The following is an 11,984-nucleotide window of genomic DNA, read 5'->3' as shown; positions in this document are numbered from 1 at the left end:
TAACATGCATCATTTAAGTGAACCATCAATTCTTTATTTCGGCACTCCGGTAGTGCTGATCAGTACTCGCAATATGGACGGAACAAATAATCTTGCTCCTATCTCATCGGTATTTTGGTTGGGCTGGCGTTGTGTGATCGGCATCTCCTCCTTTTCAAAAACGACTGAAAATATCGGCCGTACAGGTGAGTGTGTTTTAAACTGCCATCAGTAAATCAGGCGGAAGCTGTAAATCGCCTTGCGTTAACAACTGGAACTTTTCCTGTACCTGCAGGGAAAGCACAAAAAGGATACAGGTATGAAGCTGATAAATTTAAGTTAGCCGGACTAACTCCATTATTTTCAGAAACAGTTGCTGCACCCAGGGTTGCAGAATGTCCTGTACAAATGGAAGCAGTAGTAGAGAATATTCACGACTTGGCTCAGGAGGACGAACTTCAACGTGGAAAACTAGTAACGATCGAGTTGCGTGTCCAGCGTATTTATTTGGAAGAATCAATCCAGATGGATGGTCAGCCTAATCGGGTAGATCCTGACAAATGGAGACCACTGATTATGAGTTTCCAGCAGTTTTATGGATTGGGTGAACAAGTCAACACCTCAACCCTTTCAACAATAGCTGAGCATCTGTATCGTAGTCCGGACGTTGACCGTGCAATGATAAACAGGTGATTAAAATGAAAAAGAAAAAGCCTTCTGATGATAACCACATTATGCAGTTCTCAGAAGGCCTTTCCTCCGGTTCTTAATGCTTATTGACCGCCCATTGCTCTTAAAGCATCCATAGTAGTCAGTTCATAAGCTGCAGGTACTTCAAGTGATATAGGGCCAACTTTATCTTCAGCCAGAGCTGTGATAGTTAAAACTGCTTTCACACCGTTTTGTACACGCGTGAATTTGATAGGAGTTCCTTTTACTGTTTTGAATTCTTCACCGATAATTCCTTCTGGTAATTGAATCTCAGTTGTTGCCCAAAGTTCGAAAGGAGTGCCTTTGTCATCTTTATAAGTGTATTTTTCAGTATTATACTGACCAATTTTCAATTTCTCACCAGTTGCTTTGAAATCGCTTAATACAGGTGTTTTACCCATAGTCGCTTCAGTCTCTTCTTTGGTAGTTTTCACTGCATATTGTTTTTGAATAGGTGGTACATCAACCAATACCAATCCATTTTTCTGAACACCATCAGAAATTATAGTGATTTTTGCAGGGCCCTGCTGCATTTCAATCTTTAAAATATTTCCATTGAATTTGAATTTTGTCTCTGCTGGAAGCTGTGAAGCCATTGATTGTTGTTCAGCAGTTAATTCGTAAGTAATTCCATAGGTAAGTGTGCCTTCATTTACTTTTTTCTGTGCATGTGCAATCACTGCAGTGCTGATTAATATTACAGCCAGTACACTTGTTTTAATTGATTTTAACATATTTTTAGTTTTGATAGTTTACCATTTAATTTTTTCTTTGTTGATAAAAGAGGCGATTCCTTTTTTAAAGTCTTCACTTTCTCTGACCCTCGCATTGATTTGTACTGCTAAGTTCAAACTTTTTTCCAATTCAGGATTGGTAGTCTGACCAATTAGTTGTTTAGTTACCATCAGGGAGTTTCCTGAAGCCTCTTCGCAAAGCTTTTGCGCAAAATCCTGTACCTTCTGACTAATTTCTTCCTTGTTTGTTACATAGGTAATCAAATTATAGGCCAGTGCTTGCTTGCTCCGCTGAAAAAACAAATCGCCTGTCAATAGTATCTTTTTTGCTATTGTTTCACTCGTTTTACGCATTAAAAAACAAGAAACTATTGCAGGCACAAAGCCAAGCTTTACTTCTGTATAACCGAAATTTGCCTCAGGAATAGCAAAAGTGACGTCACAAACCGTTGCCAGTCCGCATCCGCCTGCAATTGCATGACCTTCAACCTGTGCAATGACTACTTTAGGAAGATAATAGATTGTAGTGAAAAGAGTTTTCAGGTTGTTGCTGTCCTGAACATTTTCCTCGTGTGTGTTATTTTGTAATTGTTGTAGATACGCAAGGTCAGCACCAGCACTAAAGACATCACCAATGGCCTTTAAAATGATCACTTTCACCTCTTCATCATCAGAAGCTTTTAATAATGCCCCCGTTAAAGAACTTACCAGTTCTGGATTAAAGGCATTGCGCTTATCAGGACGGTTCAATGAAATTGTAGCGACACGTTCGTTTACTGTATATAATAATACGGGATGATGCCATAACTATGGGGGATACTATTGATTATATTTGGTTCAAATTCAGGTTAAACAAAAACGGCTTCCACATTCATATGGAAGCCGGGGGAATCAAACGATTATGATTTGAACATTTTGTTTAATGCCTGTTCAATCTTGGCAACATCTGCTTCAATGGTTTTTTTAACCGCTGGGGTTACCAGCTTATTAACCTCAGCTCCAATGTGAATTTTATCGGACTCATTTTTAATTGTTAAATCAAATTTGTTATCACCGAACTTAAATTGGGCAGTTAATTCCTCTATGTTTTTTTTTCTGTTGCTTTTATAAATTCATAACTATCACTTAGTTCATCAAATGAAGCTCTGGCAGCCTGGAATATAAAATCCATTTCAATGCTTAAATCGTTGATGACGATAGCAGCGGCTTGTAATGCTTTTTTCAGGTTTGCATCAGCTTTAGCCGTTTCATGTATATCCTGTAAGGTTTCTAATAAATCTTCACTAAATAATATTTCTTTTTTATCAGTAATGAAAATTGTATCAATATTTTCAGTGCTATCAAATAATTGCGTTATATGAATTGAATCATTCCCATCTTTTATAACTGAAACGCTTTCAGATTGCTCTTCAACTTTAGAATCTGCTATGGCATTCTTAATTACATTTACAATATGTTTCAGGACTGGAGATTGTTTAATTTCACTCATTGTTTTATATATTTTTTTACAAAGATAGCTAAAGAGTTCAAAATCCTAGGTCTATGATCCTGTCCTGTTTTAAATATTCCTTGTCTTTTTTTAGAACGATTACCGATCCACTAAAATTTATGTTGTCCTTCAGATAGTTCTGAATTGCATAATTTTTATTGCTGGCATCTACCCATATTTTTTTTAAGCTTATATCCTGCCTCAGGTCACTGATTTTTACTTTAGCATTCCTATGTATCCATACGGCATCAAATATGGGCTTATTCCTGATCTTCTGATTGTTTAGCGTAGTATCAAGCAGCAATACCCTGAAGTTTCTGAACACAAGCTGATGCTCTTTGATGATCAGGCCATTCATACTGATGCTTTCATTCCATTTTAAACAGGTAATCTTGCGGATCTTTAATTGATCCAGAGCAGGCTGTATATGGAAGCTGAAAGTTTTGTCTCCAGGTTTCAAATCCGTTACCAGTACTGCTTTTTTTTGACTGATAAACGCTACGGCGTAGTTTCTGTTTAGGGCGAAAAGAATGATTTTCTGTTGTTGTCCTGTTTTAATCTTATCATACGCAAGCAAACCTTGAAAGCAGGAAAACAGCAGTAAAGAAAGCACCAGCAGATATTTGTTTTTTTGTGAGCATGCAGCGAAAAGGAAAAACAGGAACAAGCAGAGTAAGACGAGTTCAGTTTTGGTGTACCATATCGAATTGATACTGGAGTAGGGGAGACCTGCAATTTTTTCCAATCCGCGGTTCATAAAAATAATCAGCCATTCAAATAACGGTGATAACCAATATAAGCGGAACATTAGCAGTGTAATGCCTATGTACATTAAAAGTATAACTGGAAGTGCGATAAACAGGTTACTGATGATGAAATAGACAGGGAACTGATGAAAGTAATAACAGCTCAATGGATAAGTGAAAACCTGTGCGGCCACAGAGAGCGATATCAAACTCCAGAGCTTTTTCAACCAAAAGGATCTGAACGTAATGAGTTTTTCCAGTTTTGGCTGTAAATAAATCAATCCCAGGATAGAAAGGTAAGAGAGCTGAAAACCTACGTCCCACAGGAAAAATGGATTGTACAATAACAGACAGAAAGCGGAGAAATATAAGATATGATAGCTATCTGTGTCCTGGTGAACAGCTTTTGCCAGAATGAACATGGATAACATCACCGCCGAGCGTAATACCGAAGGAGAATATCCGGTTAGCAAAGCGTAGAACCAAATTAAAGCGAGCAGGATGATGACTTTAATCCACCTCAGTATTGATTTTCTGTCCATCCACTTTAATGCGTGGTGATGACCAGGTAGATAATCCCTACATGCATACCCGAAACCGAGAGCGCGTGGATAGTTCCTGTTTTTGAATAAGCAGACATTGTTTCTGCATTTAAGTCGGCCCTGTAACCAAGGATCAAAGTAGAGGCAACTGCATAGGCATTGTCATCCCTGATCAGGGTTCTGTATAAATCCACCTGTCGTTTTCTGAGTGCCAGCGCAAACCTGATTAAAGCAATTCCTTTATTCTTTTTTAAAGAGATCAGCTCCTGAGGCTGGAGGAAGATCTGGTGGTTGATGCCCTGGAAAGACAGCCAGGTTTTGAAGTCAAATTCTGCCGGGTTAAATGAAGGTTCTATTGTTTTGTATTGAGCTGGTATGAGGTAAACTTCTCCATAATGAAGCAAGACCGGGTGGTGTAAATCTGAGGGAATAGCAACCAGTAGGTTGCCGGTTGCTTCCTGTCTCTGGTATGCAAAATAGGTCGCATGAACTTTCGCTTTGAACCTTACTATTGATCCTTGCTGCTGAGGTTCTCCGGTGATGGATATACAGAGGAAATCTGCCTGCTTAAGTGAAAAGTTGTTAGAATTCCCGGCCTGATTTGCGTTAGCATACCAGAGAAATCCTAATGATAAAAAGAAAAGGTTAATCAAAGTTGCAATTCCTTTTTTATAATGGTAAACTTTAAGTAGTCTATATAATAGACTGATTGTTAATAATAAAATAAATAGTAAAATAGCAAAAAATTGTATGGCGAAATTTAATTTGGTATTCTCTGTTACATGCAAAACCCATAATCCTATGCAAAATGGGAGTAGAATTTTTCCGAAAACAGAATAGCCCTGCTGTAGTTTCATTTAGAACTGATAACGCATTTGAAACTTGATGTCAGACTTTTTATTTCCATCGATCTGGTCAAGTCCTGAGCCTGTTCCTGACTTTCCCGGATAGAGGTAAACTGCATACCTGCACCAGGCGCGAAGGTGTTTGGATAGTCTGTAACTCAGGTTTAGAAATGTACGGATTCCTTCACCGCTGTAAACACCCGATCCGGATCCATGTAACACATCATCTTCATAAGCATAGATCCTGCTATTGTAAGATGTGGTATGGAAATAAGCCAATCTGAGATTACCTGAAAACCTGGACGACATGGGATGATAGTCTGCATCCTGATAAATCAGGTATCCATATTCATAATTCTTTAAACCCTTTTTATAGCTGGTTATTTCCAGCCTGTTTTGCAGTTCTATTTTTCTGCCTGCTTTCCAATGCACTTCCAGTCTGTAATTGTCTTTTCTGAGATCCACCAGAGGGTTCACGGGCAGACCCGGGTCTTCATTCTGTTCACTATGTTTGGTTTTCCAGCTCAACAAGGCTTTAAATGTCTTGTTTGGTTTGAAACTGAGGTGCCCCATTAGTTCATATCCCGCAGAAGCGGCGTCAATCCTGTACTTTGCCCATGGAAACCAGAAAACGTCTCCATAAACAGATGCGGTCCATTTTCTGGAAATGTTGTAATGAATACCACTATAAATACCTTTTTCATTTGCTGCTGCGGTTCCTTCACCCATTCCCTTGCTGTAAAAGGTAACATGTTCTTTCCCGTAATCCCTGAAAACAACTACTGTAGAAATACGGGGGGAGAGGCTGGCCATGGCTCCGCTCAAAAGTGCCATGCCACCAGGAATACTTTGAGCAAGTTCGCCAAAAAAGTAAATGTTTTTAAAAGTGTAATTGTAATGAAATCCCAGATTGGTTAGCTCTTTGCCACTAAAACTATACTGTTTATAGCGCTGGTTTCCGGTCATAAATTCATGCTGATAGCTGGAATGATAAGCAGTTATACCTAAGTCTAAGTTGTTCTTGTTATAGGTTGCTGCCATGCCATAAAGCAATAATCCAAGATTCCCTTTATGCGCAGATTCAGTAGCAGTTCTATGTAAGCCACTGGTGTTAACGGCTGATAGTTTATAAATTCCATCAGCTGTTTTGGTCAGGCTCGCATCTAAATTCTAAATGATATAAATGAGGTTAAATCAATGCTTTTTAATAAACTATAAACTAAACTTGCTCCTCTGAAAAAGGAATACTCATTGGCAGAAGTATAGGGTTTAAGCCCGGTGTCTTTTTTTGCTATCCCTGATACGTCGTCTCCTTTTCCAAAAGATGAGCCGGTCCATAAGCTTAGTCCCTGTCCAAATTGCAGGCTGTAATCTCCGGCGATTATCTTTTTAAACCTGCCTGTTTTATACAGGGCAAGGCTTCCTGAAATAAAGTCAAAACCAGTTTTGCTGGCTCCGCTGAAAAAGCTTTCACCTGCATCTTTTTTTGCGAGCACTGAAATTGCAACCTGATCATTAAAGTTGTATCTGTACTTGAGCAGGATTTTTTCCGGACTGCCCAGGTATCTGCTTCCCTGAAGCAGTTGGTATCCTTTCTGTTTTTCCAGTAAGAGTCCGTACCTCAGCGTTAGCTCGCTGTTACCTGTATAGATTTTTCTGAAATTCAGTTTCCCCTGTTTCCTTAACGGTGACAAAGGGGATTAACCTGGTGATTGTCGTTATATCAAAACCATCAATTGACTGAAGCTCCAATACGTCCTTTAACTTGCCGTTAATCAGAATATGCTTGAAAAGATTACTGATTTGTAAAGGGGAAAGGAAAAACAGTCCTTTCAGGCTTTCGGGATTTGTCTTATTGAGATCTATAGGATGTTTGAGATAGAACGAAAGTCGCTCAGTCAGCTCAGAAAGATCCTCCTCTTCTGTAAAAGTTTCTGTTACGGACGAAATGATCTCCTTGATACGGATCTCTTCCTGCGCAAAAACAGTAGCATAAGGACAACAAAAGATGAAAAGGAGTAATATACCGTATCCCGGCAAAGAAATCCTGATACTTTGGAATCCGGGACAATGAATGGATAGGAGAGTTAGCTTTGGCATAGGAATGCCAAAGTAATATTGATTTAATTAATAATGTTAATTTATTAATTAAATTTCTTCGTTTTAGCTTTAACAGGAAGTCTTTCAGTTTTTCCAGTGATGCAATGATCTTCTGATTTTCTTTAACATCGGTACTATTGTTCTTTAAATGGTCTTTTGCACCTTTAAGTGTAAAGCCTTTGTCGTCCACCAGGTGGAAAATGATCTTTAAATTTTCAATGTCTTCCGGAGTGAAAAGACGGTTACCTTTTTTGTTTTTCTTAGGTTGAAGAACATCAAATTCCTTCTCGTAAAAGCGGATCTGTGAAGCGTTTACATTGAACATTTCAGTCACCTCACCCATCGTGTAATACATTTTATTAATTTCCCGTTCCTTGTAAGGCATACTTCTTTGTTGATATTTAGTGGTTTATGGCTTTTATATAAAGCATTCAAATGTAAAGGGATTTTAGTAGAATACCGCAATAAAATTTTAATTTTGTTGGATAATTTCTACTACGAATGACAGCAAAAGAAATCAGACAAGCCTATTTAGCATTTTTTGAATCGAAACAACACCATATCGTTTCATCAGCACCTATCGTTGTAAAAAATGATCCGACACTGATGTTTACCAATGCAGGTATGAATCAGTTTAAAGACATCTTTTTAGGAGAGGCACCGGCCAGGTACCCAAGAGTGACAGATACACAACGTTGTTTACGGGTTTCCGGTAAACATAACGACCTCGAAGAAGTGGGTATTGATACTTATCACCATACCATGTTCGAGATGTTGGGTAACTGGAGTTTTGGTGACTACTTCAAGAAAGAGGCTATTGCCTGGAGCTGGGAGTTACTGACGGAAGTTTATGGTATCCCTAAAGATAAATTATATGTTTCCATATTTGAAGGAGACGAAAAAGAAGGTCTTCCAAGAGACACTGAAGCTTTCGAATTATGGAAGCAATATGTTCCTGAAGATAGGATCGTTCTGGGAAATAAAAAAGACAATTTCTGGGAAATGGGAGATATGGGGCCATGTGGCCCATGTTCTGAAATCCACGTGGATTGCCGCCCTGATGAAGAGCGTGCAGCTGTAAGTGGTAAAGAATTGGTGAATGCCGATCATCCACAGGTTATAGAGATCTGGAACAATGTATTTATGCAGTTCAACAGATTAAAAGATGGTTCATTACAACCTTTACCTGCACAACATGTTGATACAGGAATGGGTTTTGAACGTCTGGTCCGCGTGTTGCAGAATAAAGCATCAAACTATGATACTGACGTATTCCAGCCGCTTATCCAGTTCATCGCTAAGAAATCTGGTATAGTTTACGGGACTAACGAAAAAAAAAAACAGATATTGCCATGCGTGTAATGGCCGATCATATTCGTGCCATCTCTTTTGTAATTGCTGATGGGCAATTGCCTGCAAACAATAAGGCAGGTTATGTGATCCGCAGGATTTTAAGAAGGGCAGTTCGCTATGCTTATACTTTCCTTGACCTGAAAGAGCCATTCTTAAATCAATTGGTACCTGTTCTTGCTGAGCAGTTCAAAGGCGTTTTTGAAGAATTGGTTCTACAGCAGGATTTTGTTCAGAAGGTAGTGCTGGAAGAAGAGGTTTCTTTCTTAAGAACACTGGCTACGGGGATTCAGCGTTTTGAAAACTATACGGTTAAGCAAGCAGAATTCCTGATGTCTGAAAATGCGATTGATCTGGAGAAATCTTTTGAGGATGCCTGGGTTTACAGCATCCTGAAAGATCAGATGGTGATTTCCGGTGATTTCGCTTTTGAATTACAGGATACCTATGGATTCCCGATTGACCTTACCGAACTGATGGCAAGGGAAAAAAGATGGACTGTGGATATGGATGAGTACCATAAGAGCCTTCAAAAACAGAAAGCGAGATCAAGAGCTGCTACCGCAATCGATACAGGTGACTGGATCACGGTACATGATGATCCTGAGACGGAATTTGTAGGGTATGACTTCCTGGAGATTGAAACTAAAATATTAAAATACAGACAGGTTACTGCGAAAGGAAAAGAGCAATACCAGATCGTATTGCAAAAAACTCCTTTTTATGGTGAAAGCGGTGGTCAGGTAGGAGATACCGGTCGACTGGAAGATCATAGCAGAATGTTCTCTATTGAGATTACTGATACCAAAAAAGAGAATGGAGTGATCGTACATTTCGCAGATTCATTACCTGAGGACATAGATGGTTTGTTCTGGGCTGTTGTGGACGAAGATAAGCGTGTACAAACGAATAATAATCACTCGGCGACACATTTACTCCATGCGGCATTAAAAAGCGTCCTGGGCGATCATGTGAATCAAAAGGGGTCTTTAGTAAACGCGGATTACCTGCGTTTCGATTTCTCACACTTTACAAAGATCACCGACGAAGAATTAGCAGCGATTGAACATATTGTTAATAAGAGAGAGAGTAAGAGATAATATCTCCCTGAAAGAGCAAAGACTTGTTCCTTATGAAGAGGCTTTATCAAGCGGAGTGACTGCTTTGTTTGGTGAAAAGTACGGTGACTTTGTCCGCATCATTACTTTCGATGATAACTATTCGAAGGAATTATGTGGTGGTACACATGTGCAGGCTACCGGTCAGATCGGCTATTTCAAAATCATTTCTGAGAGTGCCGTAGCTGCTGGTGTAAGACGTATAGAAGCAATTACTGCTGATCGTGCGGAAGAGTTTGTCGTAAATCAAGGTAAGGAAATCAGTCAGTTAAGGACGCTACTTAAAGGAAATAAAGATCTATCGGCTGCGGTGACTGCTCTGGTGGAAGAAAATAATAAGCTTAAAAAGGAAGCGGAAAAAGCCGTTACTGAACGCTCCGGAAATCTTAAACATGAAATCGTTCATCATATGAAAACGATTAATGGTATCAATATGATTGCTGTTCATGTGGATCTTCCAAATGCTGATGCCGTGAAGAATCTGGCTTTTTCAATCAAAGATATTGTTGATAACCTGTATTTGGTTTTCACTACGCTAATTGATGATAAGCCTGGAATTAGCGTGATGTTATCTGATAACCTGGTTACTGAAAAGAAACTGAATGCTTCGAAATATGGTCAGAGAACTGGCTAAGGATATTCAGGGTGGCGGGGGTGGACAACCTTTCTACGCTACTGCCGGAGGAAAGAATAAAGACGGACTATCAAAAGTTCTGGAGAAAGCGGCAACGTTAATCCAATAATCATAAATCGTCCTGACAAGTCAGGATTCAGCATCCAACAGAAAACAGGTTATCTCTAAAAAGATAGCCTGTTGTTGTTTAATTTAATAATTGCTTTCCACATGAGTACCTCTGGTAAATTGCGCCGGGTAAACAACTACAAGCCCCAGCTCATCCACCGTCAGTAAGGCTTCATAGCCATTATCAACGTTTCTGTATTGATAACAGAAATCAGTAAGTGAAGTATATTCCTGCAGGTTTGGCCTGACCAGCTGATTCAGAATGTCAAAGTAGATCACTTTAATCTCCTGTTCTGTCTTCAGTTTTGTGCCAAGCCTTCTGATTGGTAATGTATTAGTGAAAGGAGTGAGGGAAATATCAATATCTATACAGCCTTTAAATTCTTCAAGGGGTCTTCCATGATCAGTCCAGTTGCCTTTTCCATCGCTTTCAAAACTTAGCTCGACTCTTTTGTTGTTAAACTGGCTTTTAATATCGAAAAAGACTGTTTCCCATTTTTGATTAGTCCTGATGGTATAGTCGAGGCGAAAAGGTTTGTCGCCAGAACCTCCTATAATCACAGAAGTAATCTCAGTTCCTTTTTCACTCATGGTCACTACACAATTCTCTATAGAGTTATACTTGTGTCCTTCCCAAAGTAAGTTTATCTGTTTAAGTTCAGGTAGTAAGTGTTCCATAATAGCTAAACAAGGAAATCTGAAAAGTGTTTTCGAATTAGAATTTTAAGATCTGTGCATTATTTTACCGCAAATGCAGATTTGGGTTTAAGAAACATCCTTCCGCTGCTATCAGTTACCCAGTTATAATGGGTTTCCGGCCATTTCTTTTGCTTATCCTGCAGAGGACTTTGATATTGATCAGCCGGAATACTACTATCTGTTTCAAACTTTCCGCTCGGATAATGAAATTGATAGATATAGTCAAAATGATCAGAGGAGCTTCCTTTTGCATTAAAGACCGCAGTTTTTCCATCGGGTGACAGGGAAGTGAAGTCAGCTTGCATTCTTTCTTTTGGATCTGGTCTTTTGATCAGGTAAGCTTTTCCGGTTCGCTGATTAAAAAGATAATCATTGTCAACCAACAAAAGGTTACCGCCTATTTTAGAGATCCCTCTGTGGTGGTTCTCGTCTCCTGAAGAACCTTGTTCATTGGAAGGACGTTCAATCCGGTAAACCTTTAAGCCGTCCGGCCTTGCATAAAATACAAAAGCCCGGCCGCTAATACGGGAAGGCCCTGGAATATCTGCAAGAAACGCAGTCTTTTGCGGGTTTAGGTAATAGATAGTTGAAAAATCGTATACAGGTATCTCATCAGCCTGATAATCATCAATGACATTTTTTATATTGGGATTGAAATGGATCGTTGTGTCTTTGTAATTGATTATGTTCCAGGACATATAACCCTTACGCCCCAATATTCCGCCTATCAGTTCTTCTTTTTTATTGGTAAGCGTCAGCCTTTTGAAAGTCTGGCCGGCGCTTTTTGCAGGTGTAATCAGATCTGTCTTTTCAGTAAACAATTCTGCCTGGTAAATCCGGTCCTGCGGATTACCGCAGGAAATTAAGCTGAATATAATCAGGCTTAATTTCCATTTGTTTCTTTGTTGCCTGCAATAATTCATGTCAGG

At 39.2% G+C, this 11,984-nt stretch carries 10 protein-coding genes and 2 pseudogenes; 2 read left to right on the top strand and 10 right to left on the bottom strand.

The genetic code is table 11. From position 1 onward, the window contains the following. The first annotated feature begins 189 nt into the window (after positions 1 to 189). A complete protein-coding gene (locus ACWYN3_RS15790; RefSeq protein ID WP_456221991.1) occupies positions 190 to 672 on the top strand; it encodes a flavin reductase family protein in 483 nt (160 codons plus the stop codon). An 80-nt stretch (positions 673 to 752) separates the two neighbouring features. Here the strand turns inward: ACWYN3_RS15790 and ACWYN3_RS15785 are convergent, their stop codons facing one another. The 8 genes and pseudogenes from ACWYN3_RS15785 to ACWYN3_RS15750 all read right to left on the bottom strand — a co-directional run. After that, positions 753 to 1,424: a DUF4412 domain-containing protein gene (locus ACWYN3_RS15785; protein WP_456221990.1), complete on the bottom strand. Its 672-nt coding sequence runs from the start codon at positions 1,422 to 1,424 to the stop codon at positions 753 to 755. Between the two features lie 18 nt (positions 1,425 to 1,442). Beyond that, on the bottom strand, positions 1,443 to 2,174 hold the full coding sequence (locus ACWYN3_RS15780; protein ID WP_456221989.1) for an enoyl-CoA hydratase/isomerase family protein: 732 nt from the start codon (positions 2,172 to 2,174) through the stop codon (positions 1,443 to 1,445). 331 nt (positions 2,175 to 2,505) lie between these two features. Continuing rightward, a complete protein-coding gene (locus ACWYN3_RS15775; protein WP_456221988.1) occupies positions 2,506 to 2,913 on the bottom strand; it encodes a hypothetical protein in 408 nt (135 codons plus the stop codon). Between the two features lie 37 nt (positions 2,914 to 2,950). Then, entirely contained in the window at positions 2,951 to 4,201 is a 1,251-nt protein-coding gene (locus ACWYN3_RS15770; protein ID WP_456221987.1) for a ComEC/Rec2 family competence protein, read from the bottom strand. A 5-nt stretch (positions 4,202 to 4,206) separates the two neighbouring features. Then, on the bottom strand, positions 4,207 to 5,058 hold the full coding sequence (locus ACWYN3_RS15765; protein WP_456221986.1) for a ComEC/Rec2 family competence protein: 852 nt from the start codon (positions 5,056 to 5,058) through the stop codon (positions 4,207 to 4,209). Continuing rightward, the gene (locus tag ACWYN3_RS15760) at positions 5,059 to 6,087 is read right to left on the bottom strand and encodes a hypothetical protein (protein ID WP_456221985.1); all 1,029 of its coding nucleotides are present in this window, start codon (positions 6,085 to 6,087) and stop codon (positions 5,059 to 5,061) included. It abuts the gene before it with no gap. A 122-nt stretch (positions 6,088 to 6,209) separates the two neighbouring features. After that, complete coding sequence (locus ACWYN3_RS15755) at positions 6,210 to 6,740, bottom strand: hypothetical protein (RefSeq protein ID WP_456221984.1); 531 nt, start codon at positions 6,738 to 6,740, stop codon at positions 6,210 to 6,212. 470 nt (positions 6,741 to 7,210) lie between these two features. Next, positions 7,211 to 7,531, bottom strand: a pseudogene (locus ACWYN3_RS15750) (MerR family transcriptional regulator); the annotation flags it as partial. Between the two features lie 116 nt (positions 7,532 to 7,647). Between ACWYN3_RS15750 and alaS the strand changes: the two are divergent. After that, positions 7,648 to 10,357, top strand: a pseudogene (gene alaS / locus ACWYN3_RS15745) (alanine--tRNA ligase). 83 nt (positions 10,358 to 10,440) lie between these two features. Here alaS and ACWYN3_RS15740 read toward each other — a convergent pair. Further along, a complete protein-coding gene (locus ACWYN3_RS15740; protein WP_456221983.1) occupies positions 10,441 to 11,034 on the bottom strand; it encodes a putative glycolipid-binding domain-containing protein in 594 nt (197 codons plus the stop codon). Between the two features lie 59 nt (positions 11,035 to 11,093). Beyond that, positions 11,094 to 11,978, bottom strand: a complete 885-nt coding sequence (locus ACWYN3_RS15735; protein WP_456221982.1) for a hypothetical protein — start codon at positions 11,976 to 11,978, stop codon at positions 11,094 to 11,096. Positions 11,979 to 11,984 lie beyond the last annotated feature (6 nt).

The sequence above is a fragment of the Pedobacter sp. NJ-S-72 genome, assembly GCF_053890575.1.
The sequence above is the reverse complement of the archived record's forward strand: the minus strand, read 5'-3'. Positions and strand labels throughout refer to the sequence as shown.